We start from the raw sequence: 16,373 nt of genomic DNA, 5'->3' as shown, positions 1-16,373 counted from the left end.
ATGGAAAGCGATTACTGTGACCTCCTACCGTATTCAAGAAGCCGATCTCGACATCCCCGATACCTGGCAGGACCAGAGCATCAATATTTTCAAGCTGCCGGCAGTGGGCTCTGCTAAAGAAGCCAGTTTCGTGATCAGTCGCGATGCCTCCCAGGGCGGCGCTCCCTTTGCAGAGTACGTGGACCGCCAACTCAAGAGTGCGGAGCAGCAACTGCCGGGCTTCAAACTGGTTCAGCGCTGGGACACCGTACTGCACGGGCACACCGCCACGTTGCTGGACTACACCTGGCAACGCGAGGGGCGCGACCTGATGCTGCGCCAAGTATTCATCGAGTGTAAGCCGGCCGTGCTGATCACCACCTTGACCACCACACCGAACGATTTCGCCTATCACGAGCCGGCCTGGAAGGTGGCGATGCATTCGTTCAAGCCACAGCCTCCCGTCATCTGAGCATCCATACGTCCCACTGAGCAGTCATACACTTCAGTCAGGTAGATGCGCGCAATGGATGCACAGGCAGCAGCACGTTTGGGTGACGAAATAGCCCACGGGTTCGGGTTGGCCGCGATGGTCGCCGGTGCCGTGGCCGGGGCCTTGATCGGCGCTGCGGTCGTCGCCGCGACGGTCGCCACGGGCGGCGTGGCGCTGGCCATCATGGCGGGCTCGATTGCCGCCGGCGGCTTGTCGATGTTCCAGATCGTCAAGGGCCTCTCCACCATTTTCAACCTGCCCGAGCCCACCACGGGGGCGTTGATCATGGGCAGCTTCAACGTATACATCAACAGCCGCAATGCCATGAGGGCGGGTGAAGACACTTCATCTTCCTGCACTGGGCTGCCGATGAACCATCCGATCTGGCCCTTTCCAGTGCTGATCGCCGAAGGCAGCGCCACGGTCTTCATCAACGGCAAACCCGCGGCGCGCTTGCACAGCAAAATGGTCTGCGGCGCGCACATCAAGACCGGCAGCCCCAATACGTTTATTGGTGGGCCGACGGTTGCGGTGGCGTTTGTCCTGGACCTTGAAGGGTGGATGCACACCGGCTTGCAAGCGCTGGGGTTGTTGGCGGCGGGTGCGGCATTGGTGATGGCCGCCATGGCGGGTATCGCCGTTCTCGTCGAGTTCGTGGTGGTGGGCGGTCTGATTTTTGGGGCCATGGAGCTTCTGGGCGATTTGGGCGATCGTCTGGGGCCAGGCTACCGGGACCTGCTGCAAGGTGTAGCCGGCATGGCAATGCTGGGGCTGAGCCCGAAAATGGCGAAGGCGGCCAAGCCTGCCGAACTGCCGCCCCCCAAGTACAAGCCTGGCGTGACCGAGGCCGATATCCTGGCCATGCCGAAGGGATCTCGACCCGATGCCGACACATACTTGTCACCCCAATATGTGAAAGAACACCTGGCTCAATTCGAGAACGGTGCCTCACGCTTCACCACAAAGAACAACCTGGACAAGTACGGCATCGCCCAGCGCGACGGCACGACGTTCCTGATGCCCAAAGCTGAAGCCGATCAATTGGTCGCCAATGCCAAGGGCGATAAGAGGGCATTGGAGAAGGCGCTTGGGCTTCCAGAAAATACCCTGGAAAGTAGTACCCTTGTGCGGGTCGATATCCCCGCGCCTAAAGACATGAACCTGCGGATTCCTTCAGGTAACGAGGCCGGCGCCAACGAATTCTGGATTCCTGGCGGTAAGTTGCCGACGGGTGCCAGCGAGGCGGTCATCGATGCCGGGGGCATTTTGCCCAAAGACTTCAGTTGGACGCCATTATGACGGTAGAGGTAGGCAAGTCATGAAATTTCAAGATGTTCTGGTCAGTCGCGAACACATGTTCTCCGTGGGCATCGAACAGGATTCGGGTCGCTTCTACGTGTCCATACCGGTCAGCAACGGCCTGGCCGACTACGAGGAATACTATGAAATCGACCGTGCGACCTTTGAGTTGTTCAGGCGCGACCCGGATGCAGCGGTACCGTTTGTGGCGCGTTGCAGAAAGCGCGAGCTGGACGAGTTGTTGATTGTCCAACCAGGAACGAACCGCGGAACGGCTATCTGACAGTCGAAGGGCAAGGAGGCGAGGCCGTGCTCACAAGCCCGGATGTAGTGAGAGTCCAATGAGCACCCCTCTGGACAACGTATTGCTGCTGGCCCTGGCCAATGACGAGCTGGATAAATTCCTTGTAGGCGAGCCGTTCTACTTTCAAGAAGCCAAGAACGACAATGAGGAACCGCAGAACATCGTTGCGGCTTTCGATTTGCTGGTGCTGCGTTACGGGCAACAGACTCGCGCCCCCCAGTTCGTTGATGCGGACCGCCCTTGTTGTCCGGGATAAGCTGGGCGGCCCTGATTTCGTCCCGGCCAATCTCTGAGTGGTTAATGATGTGCTGACGGCCTATGTGGCAACAGCGGACGGTGATTTGATCCATGTTCGAATCATCGATAACGCGTTGGATTCGTCCCTGCGCGCTATCGGTTTTTCGGCTGGGACGGAGAAAGATATCTACGTTCTGCAAGTCGCGGACAACACGCAGAAGGCTAAGGTATTCGACGCACTCCGCTCACTGGGCGTGGCCTTTTCGGCGGGCAAGGAATGGTGTCCCGCCGAAGTTTTTGAGTATCTTCGTGATGAGCAATTGCTGAGCGGCAAGTACTTGCGAGTCGCGTGGACGCAGCCCGGTCAATACCGGCTTACGAACGAGTGAAATTTCAAGATGCCTTGGTCCACCGCGAAGACATGTTCTCCGTGGGTGGTAACGATGACCCCGTGGCGAGGGAGCTTGCTCCCGCTGGGCTGCGAAGCAGCCCCAATAAGCGATGAGCGCTTCGCACTCAAGCGGGAGCAGGCTCCCTCGCCACGGGTTTTCGACTGCCTTAAGTGATTTTCGACTGGCTTTAGTGAACAGCGTTACGGTGAGGCCACGGCTGTTCCTGCCGTGAACCTCAGCCCTTGGCTTTTGCCGGAAAAAACGCCTTCACCGCCGCATCGATCACACCCTTGAGGCCTTTGCCTTTAGGGTCCACTTCGCTTGCGCCGCCGGAGTTGAGGTCCAGGCGGCCGCCGGTATCGATGTTGCCATTGCCACTGGCGTAGATGTTGAACGCCGTGCCCGAGATGTTGATCTCGCCGCTGGCATTGAACTCCAGCACGCTTTTGCCGCAGACCAGTCGAATTTGCGCTCCCGCCTCCACGAGGTATTGGGTGCTGATGCTGTCGCTCTTGGCGCCACCGACAAGCAATGTGTCGTTGCGCTTCACGGCGCGCAGGCGGTCTTCGCCAATGCGTACCGTCTCGTTGTGGCCGATGCTCTTGTTGCGATCGTGGCCCACCGAATGGCTTTCATCCACCTCGACCACGATGTCCTGGTTGCGCTCGGCATGGATGTACAGCTGCTCGGCACCCTTCTTGTCTTCCATGCGGATTTCGTTGAAATTCGCTGGCGTGCCGCCCTTGCTGGAGCGGCTTTTGGTGCCGCTTTGGGTCGCATTGGCCGGCAATGCGTACGGTACGGTTTGCTCGGCGTTGTAGACGCGGCCGGTGACGATGGGTCTATCGGGATCGCCCTCAAGGAAGCTGACGATCACTTCCTGGCCAATGCGCGGGATCTGCACCGAGCCCCAATTCTTACCTGCCCAAGCTTGCGACACGCGAATCCAGCACGAGCTGTTTTCGTTGGACTGGTCGTGACGGTCCCAATAGAAATGCACCTTCACCCGGCCAAACTGATCGGTCCAGATTTCCTCGCCTTTCGGGCCGACCACCAGCGCAGTCTGCGGGCCTTTGACGATGGGCCGATGGGTGATGGGCAGCGGGCGATAGCTTTGCTGGGCGTCGATGCAAGTCAGGCTGCTTTCGAACTGGGCCGACGGCGCGCCGCCGCTGGTTTCGCCGCTTTCCTGGGAAATGTAATAGCGCGCGCCGACGATCAGGTACTCGCGGTTCTGGTCCTGGCGGCTGAAACCGGTGAGGCTGAACAGATGCCCCGAACCGAGGCCGCGGGCGTTGCCGGCCAGCTCGACCTGTTCGTGCTGGGTCTGCAAGGCTTCGATGCGGGTGCGGGCATAGTGTTCGCCGTCTTGGCTTTGCACGTAGGCGCCGGGGTAGTCGTACAGCGGATAGTCGCCAGCGGTGTGTGGGCGCGGCATGGCCGAGCGCACATCAATGCGGGCGCTGGGGCGCTGGAAATCGTAGTCGTTAAGCTCCAGCGAACCGGGCTGGACTTCCTGGGCCAGGTGCCAATCGTGAATGTGGTCACGCTCGCGCTGCTGTTCGTTCTTCGGGTAGTAAGGCACCGAACCGTAGCCGGGTGCCGTGGTGTGGGCGCCGTAGGCGTCGGCCAGCACCAGCACATGACGGCCCTGCTCATGGCGGAAGAAGTAGTAGATCCCTTCCTGCTCCATCAGCCGGCTGACGAAATCGAAGCTGGTTTCGCGATACTGCACGCAGTATTCCCACTCGCGGTAGGCGTGGCTCAAGGCGTCTTCGAAATCGGAAAAACCCAGGTCGCGGAACACCTGCTTGATGATCTGCGGGATGGTCAGGTTCTGGAAAATCCGGCAATCGGAGGTGCGCGTCAGCAGCCAGAACCATGGACGCAACGTGGCCTGGTAACTGGCGAACTGGCCCTGGTCGACGTTCTGGCTGCAGCGGGCCACGATGCCATGGAAATACCGCTCACCACCGCCATCCAACTGCAGGCTCACGCACATGGGTTTGCCGAGCAGCTGGTTGAGGTCTATGGCGTTGTCCAGCGAGTGCAGCTGCAACTCATAGTTGAACAGCCGCCCCAGCTCTTCGCCGCCGCCCATGTCCTTGAGCAACAGCACCTCGGGGCCCAGGGGGCTGGTGATCTTTGCCAGGCGTGAGGCTTGGTTGAATAACATCGGTTATCTCATCGTTGTAATGGCTGCGCCGCTGATTCCCTGAAGAAACCGGATCCACTGTGGGAGCGAGCTTGCTCGCGATGGCGGTGTGTCAGTCAACATCGAGGTTGAATGTTATGCCGCTATCGCGAGCAAGCTCGCTCCCACAGGGTTCTCTCCCACAGGGTTATCGATGTTCCTGTCAGATCAGGCCGCGTCGCTGAAATCGTACTGCAATTCGTTATCCACAGCGCTGATCCGCACACCCGCCAATGCCTTGCCTTCGAGCATGCGGGTCAGGAACTCGCGGCTCATGTCCGGCAGCAGGCTGTTGGTCAGGATGGTGTCGATCATGCGGCCGCCGCTTTCGGTTTCGGTGCAGCGCGAGACGATCAGGTCGATCACCGCGTCGTCGTAGTCGAAAGCCACTTTGTGGGTGCTCTCCACGCGCTTCTTGATGCGGTTGAGTTGCAGGCGGGTGATGGCCTTGAGCATCTCGTCGCTGAGCGGATAGTACGGAATCGTCACCAGGCGACCCAGCAGGGCCGGCGGGAAAATTTCCAGCAGCGGCTGGCGCAGGGCCTTGGCGATTTCTTCCGGCTCCGGCACGTTCTGCGGGTCTTTGCAGACCTGGGCAATCAGCTCGGTGCCGGCGTTGGTGGTCAGCAGGATCAAGGTGTTCTTGAAGTCGATCACCCGGCCTTCGCCGTCCTCCATCACGCCTTTGTCGAACACCTGGAAGAAGATTTCATGCACGTCCGGGTGGGCTTTTTCCACCTCGTCCAGCAGCACCACGCTGTACGGTTTGCGCCGCACGGCTTCGGTCAACACGCCGCCTTCGCCGTAGCCGATGTAACCCGGTGGCGCGCCCTTGAGGGTGGACACGGTGTGGGCTTCCTGGAACTCGCTCATGTTGATGGTGATGACGTTCTGCTCGCCGCCGTACATGGCTTCGGCCAGGGCCAGGGCGGTTTCGGTCTTGCCCACGCCGGAGGTGCCGGCGAGCATGAACACACCAATCGGCTTGCTCGGGTTGTCGAGGCCGGCGCGGGAGGTCTGGATCCGCTTGGCGATCATCTGCAGGGCGTGGTCCTGGCCGATGATGCGTTTCTTCAGGTGCTGGTCGAGGTTGAGCACGGTTTCCAGTTCGTTGCGGGCCATGCGGCCCACCGGGATACCGGTCCAGTCGGCGACCACCGAGGCCACGGCCTGGTAATCCACGGTCGGCAGGATCAGCGGGGTTTCGCCTTGCAGGGCCGTCAGGCGCTGTTGCAGGTCCACCAGTTTCTCGCGCAGGGCGTGGCTTTCGTTGTCGGAAGCTTCGCTGGCGTCTTCGCTGTCCACCACGCCGACGCGCTCGCGCAGGGTGGCGCGGGTGGCGAGCAGTTCGTCCACCAGGGTTTTCTCTTCGGCCCAGCGACTTTCCAGCTCGGCCAGGCGCTCGCGCTCGGCGCTCAGCAGGGTTTCGCTCTGGGTCTGGCGAGTGCCAATCGCGATGCCGATGGCATGCTCACGGGCGATGATTTGCAGCTCGGTTTCCAGCGCTTCAATGCGTCGGCGGCTGTCGTCCACTTCGGCCGGCACGGCGTGCAGGCTGATGGCGACGCGGGCGCAGGCGGTGTCCAGCAGGCTCACGGATTTGTCCGGCAACTGGCGCGCCGGGATGTAGCGGTGAGACAACTTGACCGAAGCTTCCAGGGCTTCATCGAGGATCTGCACCTGGTGGTGTTTTTCCATGGTCGAGGCCACGCCGCGCATCATCAGCAGTGCCTTGTCTTCCGACGGCTCGGCCACTTGCACCACTTGGAAACGCCGGGTCAGGGCCGGGTCTTTTTCGATGTGCTTCTTGTACTCGGCCCAGGTTGTGGCGGCCACGGTGCGCAAGGTGCCGCGAGCCAGGGCTGGCTTGAGCAGGTTGGCCGCATCGCCCGTGCCGGCGGCGCCACCGGCACCCACCAGGGTGTGGGCTTCGTCGATGAACAGGATGATCGGCTTGGGCGAGGCCTGGACGTCTTCGATGACCTGGCGCAGGCGTTGTTCGAATTCGCCTTTCATGCTCGCGCCGGCCTGCAACAGGCCCACGTCGAGGCTGCGCAATTCCACGTCCTTGAGGGCCGGCGGCACGTCGCCGGCGACGATGCGCAGGGCGAAGCCTTCGACCACGGCGGTCTTGCCCACGCCGGCTTCACCGGTGAGGATCGGGTTGTTCTGCCGGCGACGCATGAGGATGTCCACCAGTTGGCGGATCTCTTCGTCGCGCCCGACGATCGGGTCGAGCTTGCCGCTGCGGGCTTGCTCGGTGAGGTCGACGGTAAAACGCTTGAGGGCTTCCTGCTTGCCCATGGCGCTGGGGGCCATGGCGCCGCTGGCTTCGCCGGGCACGGCACCGGCATTGAAACCGTCGCTGGCGGTCAGGGCGTTTTCCGGCGAATCGCCGACGTATTCGTCAAAGCGCTCGCTCAGGGCCTCGACCTTGACCTTGTCGAACTCCGACGACAGGCCCAGCAGGGCGTGGCGCAGGCTTGGGGTTTTGAGGATGCCCAGCACCAGGTAACCGGTGCGCACCTGGCTTTCGCCGAACATCAGGCTGCCGTAGACCCAGCCGCGTTCCACGGCTTCTTCCACGTGGGAAGACAGGTCGGTGATCGACGTCGAACCCCGTGGCAGGCGGTCCAGGGCTTCGGTCAGGTCGCGGGCCAGGCGTGCCGGCTCGATATTGAACTGGCGGATGATGCGGTGCAGGTCCGAGTCCTGCAGTTGCAGCAGCTGATGAAACCAGTGGGCGAGTTCCACATAGGGGTTACCCCGCAGCTTGCAGAACACGGTGGCGGCTTCGATGGCTTTGTAGGCCACGCTGTTGAGTTTGCCGAACAACGCGGCGCGACTGATTTCACCCATGCTCATGGCTCCTTGAGGTCTGTGAGGTGTTGGCCTGTTCGGCGTAATGCCGGGCCAGTATTAGATCGTTGGCATCTGTTTCGGGGCGCCCCAGCCAGGTATTGAAACCCAGGCGGAAACGCCCATTGAGTTGTAGCGCCGGGACTTCCGGCTGCTCCAGGACCAGGTTCAAGTCCCAGTCCAGTTCGTGGCCCAGGTATTCGGCGACCCAGGCCACCAGCTCGTTGAACGGTTGGCTGCCAGGCAGCATGCCCATGTAGTCGACGAGCTTGAGCGGCCCCAGGCGAATGCGGAATTTGTGCTGGCGATCCCACACGTAGCGGCCCAGGCAGAAGTCCACACCCAGTTGGGCGTTGACGCCAAGGCGGCTGCGTTCCGGCAATTCCAGCCATTGGCCGACGTATTCTTCGATCTCCACCGGCAGGCCGAAGTATTCGCTGAGGATGGCCTTCAAGCCGTCCGGGTAGCGGGTTTGCGCTGACAAGTGGCCGCTGTAATGCAGCTTCGCCGTGTCGGGAATCAGCCCTTGTTTGAGCAGGCTCGGCATGCCCCGGCCGCTGAGGGCGGCCAGGCGTGCGGACCAGTAGTCATCGTCCGGGCGGTCATGGCTGATCGTCGGCCGCGCTTCGGCCCAGGCCCGGTAAAACAGGCTGAGCAAGCGGTGGTGAAACACATCGAGAAAACGTTTGCTGGTGCTGTCGCCGTTGTTGCGCTGGCGTTCGCGCACGTATTCGGTGATGTGCAGCGGCATCGGCCCGTTGGGGCCGCCGAGGCCGAAGAAGAACTGCTCCAGGCGTGCCGGTGCACCGTCGCTGCCCGGTTGCACCGAGGCCAAGGTCGCCGGGGCGAAGGTGCAATCGGCCTGTTGGCCGAGGCGCAGCGGGTCATCGGCCAGGCGCAGGGAATGACCCAGGCGCGGCAGCTCGGGGGATTCGCACTCGATGCGCCGTAGCGCCTGGAAGAAGTCGTATTCCCAGGGCTCCTGGTGCATCGCGTCCAGGGTACTCACAGGGTCGGACGACGTCCGGGCTTGGCTTTCCATCGCATGATCTCGCCGCGTTCGGTGGTACGGATCACCGTCTCGGTAAAACTGTTGATCGACACGTAACGTGCCAGGAAGCGCTCGAACACGGCGCCGAGCAGGAACACGCCGGTGCCGCGAAACGCGTTTTCATCGAATTCCAGGGTGATTTCCAGGCCCCGGCCAAATACGATCGGGCCGGGCATCGGCAAGCGCCGGGTGCAGGCCTTGCTGCTGACTTCCCGCAGGCCTTCGATCTGCAACTGCAGCGCCGCGTCGTTGCTGTCGCCATACAGGCGCAGCAGTTCACGCAGGGCAGCGGCGCCCTGGCCTTGCTCGCTGAGGGACAAGTAATTCAGCGAGAGCTGGCTGATCAAGCGCCAGGCCTTGGCGTCGTGGGCATGACTGGCCCGTGGACGACTCGGCCCGGCTACGCAGCGTACCGCGCCAACCGGCGCACTGTCGGCCAGGGTGAAATCGGTCTTGCCGTTGCCCACGCTCATGAACAGCGGCAGGTCGCGGTTGGTGCACAACGCTGTCACGCCCAGTTGGCGCAGGTCATGACGGTAGGGCGCCTGTTGGCTGTCCACCATGCTGACGAAGGTTTCGCTGCCGATGTAGGTCGAGCGCGGGCCGTTGCGTCGCTGGTCGCTGGACAATACCCGCGGTTCACGGCGGACCGTGTAGAACGCCAGGTCGCGCCCGTAGCGGGAGGGATCACGCACCGCATAGAACGGCAGGAACGGCTGTTCCGGCCCGGTGCCGTGGCCGGTGAGGCCGGTCAGCGAGTGCACTTCGAAATCCATCGGCCGGGTGCGGTCGGCGATCACGTGGTGTTCATTGACCCGTTCCGACAAGTGAATGCGATCCAGGCGCTTGGGGAACAGGTTGATGGCCGGGGTGCAGAACGGCAGGAATTGCGCAGCACCGACACTGCCTTCCAGGCTTGGATCGTGACGGTCGAACAGCACGATCAACTCCAGCTCCTGGCCATCGCAGCGCTTGACTGCCCGGCTCAGTTGAGTGAAGTCGACAAACAGGAAACGGTGGGGCAGGGCGAAGTATTCCTGCAACAGGCGATAACCCTGGAAGGCCCGCGGCACCACTGGCAGCGCGGCGTCGGCATCATCGAAACCGCGCGAACGCAGTGCGTCTTGTGGCAGGCGTTCCACCCAATTGCCGCCGGGTTGGCGGGCGAATATTGCGCAAGCGTTGCCCAGCAATTGTTCGTAGAGGCGGAAGGGTTGCTCGTCGGCACCGCTGAGGTACAGCGGCAGATTGTCCAGGGCCAGGCTCTTGAACGGCAGTTCGGCGCCGGTGCGCAGGGTCAGGCGCAGGCCGGCCTTGGCCTTCGGTTCACTGGCGGCCAGGCGTCCGAGCACGGCAGAGGGGTTGCCGAAGTACTCGGCCTGACTGACCTGCAGCGGCCACAGCGTCACCTCGTGGGCGGTGCGGTACTCGCAACAGGTCTGGGTTTCACGCCCCAGGGCGGCGCGCAGGACCGTGTCCCGAGGCAGCGGGAAACCGCTGCTCAACGAGCCCTCATCGGGATCGGCCTGCATTTGCACCACGGTCATCGACGGCGTGGGCGCCAGGTAATGGGGGTAGGCGATTTCCAGCAGGTTATGGGTGAAGGTCGGGTATTCGGCATCGAGCTTGAGCTGCACCCGCGCCGTCAGGTAGGCGAACCCTTCCAGCAAGCGTTCGACGTAGGGGTCGGCGCAGTCCATGCCGGACAACGACAGCCGACTGGCGATCTTGGGGTATTCCTTGGCGAACTCCGCCGCGCTTTCGCGCACGTGGTGCAGTTCCTGGTTGTACAGCTCGAGCAGGCGCGGGTTCATGGGCGTCTCCGCTGATCGGCGTTGACCACGCGCACATGCCCGGACTCCAGGTCCAGATCGGTTTGCAGCATCAGGCGCAGCGGCACGGGCTGGGCCCAGAGATCGCCTTCGATCTCGAAACTCAAGGCGTTGTGGTTCATCTCGGCGGTCGCCCGGGCGCGCACGCGCAAGGTGTGGCGCAGGATCCGCGGTTCGAACGTGGCGATGGCCTGGTGGATCAGCGTTTCCAGGGCCGCGATGTCGACGTTCGAGGCGCTGTTGCCGGCCAGCGCCGGTAGTCCGAAGTTCACCACTGAGGTGCCCGCCGGGGTATGCAAGGTGGCATCAGCGTCCAGCAACGAGGTGGTGTTGAGCAGCCACGCCAGGTCCCGCAGCACCGAGGCTTTCAATTGGGTCAGGGACAGCACGCGTTTGTCGGCGCTTTCCTTGGGGTTGGTCGGGTCGTCGTCGGTCAACCGGTCCAGCAGGGACGGTTGCAGGCGATCGCGGGCGGCGATTTCGGTTACCAAGTGAAGAGGCCTGTGTAATTCTTCTGGTCACCTGTGCCACCCATGCAGCTGGCGTGGCGAGCGATTATCGAGGGTTCGAGTTGCCCATTGATCAGGCGTATGGCGCGGTACTCGGAGTGACATTGCGGACTGTTCTGAGGTGCGGTCGAGAAATGAAGAACAATGACAATAGGCACCTTGCCAAAGGTCTCGACATGCGATTTGCCTTGTCTGTCTACCGTGAACTGGCAGGGCCATGGCATGTCGAGTGGCATTAGCGTCTGGTCTGGTTTGCGTAGCGCGCAGCGTTGTTGGTCATCGACCAGCGTCAACTGTTGCCCGCCCATCACGACGACTTGATTCACCGCTGTGGTTGAAGTCGCCGATGAGGCTTGCTGCCCAGCACAGGCTGTCAGGCTCGAAAACAGGCAGCCAATCAATACAGCGCAACGAGCCTTGTTCATAAAAGCTCCCAGAACCAGATCGCTCTGGATCGATAGGAAGGATCGTCATACCGGCTGGCGGTAAAGCCGCGGTTCCATAGATCGATATGGTCACCGGTGCGACCGTCTAAAGATTCCCCCAGTTGCTGGAAACAGTCCTTGAAGAAGATTAGGCCTCTTTTGTCCATCAGCTTGCGACGCTCTTCTGCGCCACCTCCGAGAATCGTCGGACGACCTAGATGATGCTTCCACAACCAGTTTGCCAGTGATTCAGCCCCCCGCGCATGGCCATGGGCACACTTGGGTTCGGTGTAGGTGGACTTGTTGACCTTGATGGTCAACTCGGTATTGAGTGTGATGCTCATGCGAATCGCGCACTGGTTGGCCCACGGACCATCACAGGGTTTCGCGTCGGGGTAGGTCACCAGCAGATCGGAATAGGCTTTCCACAAATTGATAAACGAAGGCTTGGCCATGACTCAGACACCGAAAGGGAAAAGATTGGATTCGAGCAAGCACCAAACACCCCCGGCGCTGGGCACCGGGGGCGCGTTCGATCACACCTTGACGTTCTGACGGATGTTCCAGCCGAACTTGACCGGGCCGCCTTCCTTGGAACCGTCGGCTTTCTGTGGCTGATAGTCCACCAGCACCTTGGCGAAGTTCAGGGTGACGTTTTCAGTCAGGCGATCATCGCCACCCGAGCCGCCGGTGCTCAGGGACGTGACCAGCACTTCTTCCAGGTTGATGATCATGTACTCGACCTGGCTTTCACCGCCGGCCTTGCGCACGGTCAGCTTGACCTTGTCGATGTGCTTGCCGCTGGCGCAGTGCATCATCAGGTTTGGCGAAGCCTTGTCGACGAACTTGGTCAGCGACAGGTCCTGGACGTTGACCTTGCCGGCACCACCGCCGCTGCCCACGTGCATGTTGCCGGACTGGGACATGCCCCAGCTCCAGTTCAGGACGTCGATCTCGTCCTTGTGGGCCTTGTCCATGGACTCGCCCTTGATGTCGCCGATCTTGATGAAAATATCAACAGCCATGTTTTCTCCCTGTGTGGTTTCTAACCACATTGTTTGGTTGACGCTGACCTTGCGAAATTACGGGTGCTGAACGGGGTTGAAGACGATCTCCAGCTTGCTGGAGATCCCCTGTGGGAGCGAGCTTGCTCGCGATGGCGGCGTCACATCCGACATCAATGCAAGCTGATCCACCGCTATCGCGAGCAAGCTCGCTCCCACAGGGTTACCGGCCACCCGTTTCAGTAAATCCTTACGCGCCCTTGGCCGACGGCAGTTTCGATACCAGGCGCAGCGACACGGTCAGCCCTTCGAGCTGGTAGTGCGGACGCAGGTAGAACTTGGAGTTGTAGTACCCCGGGTTGCCTTCGACTTCTTCGACGATCACTTCGGCCGCTGCCAATGGGTGCTGGGCCTTGGTGGTCTCGGTGGAGTGCGCCGGATCACCGTCGACGTAGTTGAGGATCCAGTCCTGCAACCAGCGCTGCATCTCGTCCCGCTCTTTGAAGGAGCCGATTTTGTCGCGCACGATGCACTTCAGGTAATGGGCGAAACGGCAGGTGGCGAACAGGTACGGCAGACGCGCGGCCAGGTTGGCGTTGGCGGTGGCGTCCGGGTCATCGTATTCGGCCGGTTTCTGCAACGACTGGGCGCCGATGAAGGCCGCGAAGTCGGTGTTTTTCTTGTGCAGCAGCGGCATGAAACCGTTCTTCGCCAGCTCCGCTTCACGGCGGTCCGAAATGGCGATTTCGGTCGGGCACTTCATGTCCACGCCACCGTCATCGGTAGGGAACGTGTGGGCCGGCAGGTTTTCCACTTCGCCGCCAGATTCAACGCCACGGATGCGCGAGCACCAGCCGAAGTGTTTGAACGAACGGTTGATGTTCACCGCCATCGCGTAGGCGGCGTTGGCCCAGGTGTACTTGGAGCTGTCGGCGCCGTCGGTGTTTTCTTCGAAGGCGAAGGCTTCCACCGGGTCGGTCTTGGCGCCGTACGGCAGGCGCGCCAGGAAGCGCGGCATGGTCAGGCCGATGTAGCGCGAGTCTTCCGATTCACGCAGCGAACGCCAGCCGGCGTATTCCGGCGTGGTGAAGATCTTGGTCAGGTCGCGCGGGTTCGACAGTTCCTGCCACGAGCCCATGCCCATCACGGTCGGCGATGCCGCGGCGATGAACGGGGAGTGCATGGCCGCGCAGACTTTCGACAGCTCGCCCAGCAACTCGACATCCGGTGGCGACTGGTCGAAGTAGTAGTCGCCCACCAGGCAACCGTAAGGTTCGCCGCCGAACTGGCCGTACTCTTCTTCGTACATCTTCTTGAAGAGCGGGCTTTGGTCCCACGCAGTGCCCTTGAATTTCTTCAGGGTCTTGTGCAGGTCGGTCTTGGAGATGTTGAGCACGCGGATCTTGAGCTGCTCGTCGCTCTCGGTGTTGTTGACCAGATAGTGCAGGCCACGCCAGGCGCTTTCCAGTTGCTGGAAGTCAGGGTGGTGGATGACCTGATTGACCTGGGCGGTGAGCTTGGCGTCAATGGCGGCGATGATCGATTCGATCGACTTGATGGCGTCGTTGGACACCAGGTCAGTCTGCGCCAGGGCCTGCTCGGCCAGGGTACGCACGGCGGTCTCGACGGCTTCGCGAGCACGCTCGGTCTTGGGTTTGAATTCTTGCATCAGCAGCGAGGCGAACTCACTGGGTACTTCGGCAGTGCCCTGGGGCTGGGACTGATTTTCACGTACTGATTCGGTCATGATCGGGGTCCTGATTAAGCCTTAGGCTCTGCATCGGCGGGCTTTGGCGCACTGGCCAGGGCCTGCAACAGGGCAGGGTCCTTGATCGCTTTCATGATGATTTCTTCGGCGCCGGTCTTGCCATCCATGTAGGTCAGCAGGTTCGCCAGTTGGGTGCGCGCTTCGAGCAATTTGTTCAGCGAGTCGACCTTGCGGGCCACGGCTGCCGGGCTGAAGTCGTCCATGCTTTCGAAGGTCAGGTCCAGGCTCAGGTTGCCTTCGCCGGTCAGTTCATTGGGCACATGGAACGCCACGCGAGGCTGCATGGCCTTGAGGCGCGAGTCGAAATTGTCGACATCGATCTCGAGGAACTTGCGATCAGCCACAGGGGCCAGAGGCTCGGCGGGCTTGCCGGCGAGGTCGGCCATTACCCCCATGACGAAGGGCAACTGGACCTTTTTCTCGGCGCCGTAGAGCTCGACGTCGTACTCGATCTGCACTCGAGGCGCGCGGTTGCGCGCGATGAACTTCTGAGAACTTTGCTTCGCCACGTTGCTGCTCCTGGTCGCTTGAGCGACGGTGTTGGCGTCATCGGGGGTGCCGGTGACGTGACTGCGTGATCCGCTCGCTTTTTATTCGCTGTCTGGGCCGCGCAGGTTTTCGAATTGACTCATGCCGTCGGGAATCAGGTTGCGCACGATGGTTGCGAAATCGGCGTTAACCAGAAGCTTGGCCCGGTTCAACAGCACTGGCAGGGGGCTGGAGGGCTCGTGACGGGTGTAGTAGGCAAGAATTCGGTCCAGGCTGCGCAGCACGTCGTCGCGGTTGTTGATCTCGCCGCTGCCGGTGTTCGTGCCGGTGTTGCGCGGCGCGCTCGGCGCACTGGCGTATTCAACTGGCGCGGCGCTGTCGTCGCCGCTGGCATCGGGCAGTTCGTTGTCGCCGCTCTGCGGGGCGAACTGACCGAGAATCTGCAAAGCCATCTTGAGCGGTTGCTTCAACGGACCGAGGTCCACGCCTTGGGCGGAACCGACTTGATCGTTGACGTGTTGTTCGATGGCTTCGGCGGCGCTGCGGGCTTCCAGCAGGGCGGCGCGAGTGATCTCCAACTGCTCGGGATCGCTGTCGAGCAAGGCCCCGGCGAGCTGTTCGGCGCCAAGGTTTTCATCCGGGAAACTTTGCAGGCCGCTGGCGTTGGCGGCGGCGCGCAGGCTGACGGCGCCGAAGGTCCGCGAACGGGCCAGGATGCTTTCGCGCAGCAGGCGAATGGTGATGTCGGACGTCAGGCCGGTGAGGGCATTGATGCGCACGGTGGGGTCGTTGTCGTCATCAGCGTCCAGGCGCGGATGCAGTTCGGCCCAGTACTGCTTGAGCAATTCGCTGATCAGGGTCAGGACACGGGCCATGCCCGGGATGCCTTCGAGGGCCAGGGCGCTTTGCAACAGGAAATGGGTGATGCGCAGGTCTTTGCTGCGTTGCAGCAAGTCCAGGCTCTGCTGCTGGATGCTGCGCCACTCAGGCGGTTCGGCAGGCAAAATCGAGTCGCCCATGCTGCGCTCGGGCTGGCCTCGGGAATCACGTTCAAGGCGCAAGAAATCCGCGTCATATTCCAGATCTTCACCACATGGCGAAGTCGCGGAAACGGCGGCGAGCAGCAAAGGCACATCCACTTGGATCGATCTCCCTATCACCCGCTGAAGAAGTCGGGCAGTTCACACGCAAGTTTCGGATGAAACTTCGCATGTCCCTTGATGGTAATGGCGCTTTAATCGCTACGTGATTTTAAAGTGCCATCATCTATATTCAAGAAGTTGTGCATTTTTGGTGTAGTACTTATCGCTTGTCAAGGTAAGCTATTTCGGCGTTGTTACAGTTGTGAGGTGCTTAACAACCCGCGCGACCGGTAGGTCGAAGCGCGCACCGATGCAGGTTTTTTGTCACGCAAGCCGGTTAAGATCAGCATTCATGCTGGCAAAAAGCCGTTTTTAGGTTGTTTTTTAGGGTTTGTTGGCGAGTCACGGGGCATAGACCCTATCACCGCCTGCGTGCGCCGACGCGACAGAAGTATT

The 16,373-nt window shown here is 61.4% G+C and carries 15 protein-coding genes and 1 pseudogene; 5 read left to right on the top strand and 11 right to left on the bottom strand.

All coding sequences use genetic code 11. The features are described from left to right. The first annotated feature begins 16 nt into the window (after window positions 1-16). From QNH97_RS28185 to QNH97_RS28165, 5 genes and pseudogenes are all read left to right on the top strand, one after another. Window positions 17-451, top strand: a complete 435-nt coding sequence (locus QNH97_RS28185) for a DUF1795 domain-containing protein (RefSeq protein WP_283554847.1) — start codon at window positions 17-19, stop codon at window positions 449-451. Window positions 452-505: 54 nt separating this feature from the next. Further along, the gene (locus QNH97_RS28180) at window positions 506-1,771 is read left to right on the top strand and encodes a PAAR domain-containing protein (RefSeq protein ID WP_283554846.1); all 1,266 of its coding nucleotides are present in this window, start codon (window positions 506-508) and stop codon (window positions 1,769-1,771) included. Between the two features lie 19 nt (window positions 1,772-1,790). Then, on the top strand, window positions 1,791-2,054 hold the full coding sequence (locus QNH97_RS28175; RefSeq protein WP_283554845.1) for a hypothetical protein: 264 nt from the start codon (window positions 1,791-1,793) through the stop codon (window positions 2,052-2,054). A 58-nt stretch (window positions 2,055-2,112) separates the two neighbouring features. Further along, a pseudogene (locus QNH97_RS28170) lies at window positions 2,113-2,298 on the top strand (hypothetical protein); the annotation flags it as partial. 82 nt (window positions 2,299-2,380) lie between these two features. After that, on the top strand, window positions 2,381-2,701 hold the full coding sequence (locus QNH97_RS28165; RefSeq protein ID WP_283554843.1) for a hypothetical protein: 321 nt from the start codon (window positions 2,381-2,383) through the stop codon (window positions 2,699-2,701). A 238-nt stretch (window positions 2,702-2,939) separates the two neighbouring features. On the opposite strand, the gene QNH97_RS28160 is transcribed toward QNH97_RS28165, so the two are convergent. From QNH97_RS28160 to tssA, 11 genes are all read right to left on the bottom strand, one after another. Then, the gene (locus tag QNH97_RS28160) at window positions 2,940-4,880 is read right to left on the bottom strand and encodes a type VI secretion system Vgr family protein (protein ID WP_283554842.1); all 1,941 of its coding nucleotides are present in this window, start codon (window positions 4,878-4,880) and stop codon (window positions 2,940-2,942) included. Between the two features lie 186 nt (window positions 4,881-5,066). Beyond that, a complete protein-coding gene (gene tssH, locus QNH97_RS28155) occupies window positions 5,067-7,757 on the bottom strand; it encodes a type VI secretion system ATPase TssH (protein ID WP_265032088.1) in 2,691 nt (896 codons plus the stop codon). Beyond that, on the bottom strand, window positions 7,750-8,799 hold the full coding sequence (gene tssG / locus QNH97_RS28150) for a type VI secretion system baseplate subunit TssG (protein WP_283554841.1): 1,050 nt from the start codon (window positions 8,797-8,799) through the stop codon (window positions 7,750-7,752). Before tssG ends, tssH begins: the two co-directional genes overlap by 8 nt. Then, complete coding sequence (tssF, locus tag QNH97_RS28145; protein WP_283554840.1) at window positions 8,763-10,622, bottom strand: type VI secretion system baseplate subunit TssF; 1,860 nt, start codon at window positions 10,620-10,622, stop codon at window positions 8,763-8,765. Before tssF ends, tssG begins: the two co-directional genes overlap by 37 nt. Further along, window positions 10,619-11,131, bottom strand: a complete 513-nt coding sequence (gene tssE / locus QNH97_RS28140; protein ID WP_283554839.1) for a type VI secretion system baseplate subunit TssE — start codon at window positions 11,129-11,131, stop codon at window positions 10,619-10,621. The genes tssF and tssE overlap by 4 nt, the downstream gene beginning before the upstream one ends. After that, window positions 11,125-11,574: a hypothetical protein gene (locus tag QNH97_RS28135; protein ID WP_283554838.1), complete on the bottom strand. Its 450-nt coding sequence runs from the start codon at window positions 11,572-11,574 to the stop codon at window positions 11,125-11,127. The genes tssE and QNH97_RS28135 overlap by 7 nt, the downstream gene beginning before the upstream one ends. Continuing rightward, a complete protein-coding gene (locus tag QNH97_RS28130; RefSeq protein ID WP_092473965.1) occupies window positions 11,571-12,029 on the bottom strand; it encodes a T6SS effector amidase Tae4 family protein in 459 nt (152 codons plus the stop codon). The genes QNH97_RS28135 and QNH97_RS28130 overlap by 4 nt, the downstream gene beginning before the upstream one ends. Window positions 12,030-12,110: 81 nt before the next feature. Then, the gene (locus QNH97_RS28125; RefSeq protein ID WP_283554837.1) at window positions 12,111-12,599 is read right to left on the bottom strand and encodes an Hcp family type VI secretion system effector; all 489 of its coding nucleotides are present in this window, start codon (window positions 12,597-12,599) and stop codon (window positions 12,111-12,113) included. Window positions 12,600-12,828: 229 nt separating this feature from the next. Beyond that, window positions 12,829-14,325 carry a type VI secretion system contractile sheath large subunit gene (gene tssC, locus QNH97_RS28120; RefSeq protein WP_283554836.1) on the bottom strand — a complete coding sequence of 499 codons (1,497 nt, stop codon included), beginning with the start codon at window positions 14,323-14,325 and terminating at the stop codon, window positions 12,829-12,831. A 14-nt stretch (window positions 14,326-14,339) separates the two neighbouring features. Beyond that, window positions 14,340-14,855: a type VI secretion system contractile sheath small subunit gene (gene tssB, locus QNH97_RS28115; protein WP_025216163.1), complete on the bottom strand. Its 516-nt coding sequence runs from the start codon at window positions 14,853-14,855 to the stop codon at window positions 14,340-14,342. An 81-nt stretch (window positions 14,856-14,936) separates the two neighbouring features. Then, window positions 14,937-15,974: a type VI secretion system protein TssA gene (tssA, locus tag QNH97_RS28110; RefSeq protein WP_283554835.1), complete on the bottom strand. Its 1,038-nt coding sequence runs from the start codon at window positions 15,972-15,974 to the stop codon at window positions 14,937-14,939. Window positions 15,975-16,373: the final 399 nt, after the last annotated feature.

Source organism: Pseudomonas sp. G2-4 (assembly GCF_030064125.1).
Classification (GTDB): domain Bacteria; phylum Pseudomonadota; class Gammaproteobacteria; order Pseudomonadales; family Pseudomonadaceae; genus Aquipseudomonas.
Note: the sequence above shows the minus strand (reverse complement) of the source record. Positions and strands in the feature narration are given on the sequence as shown.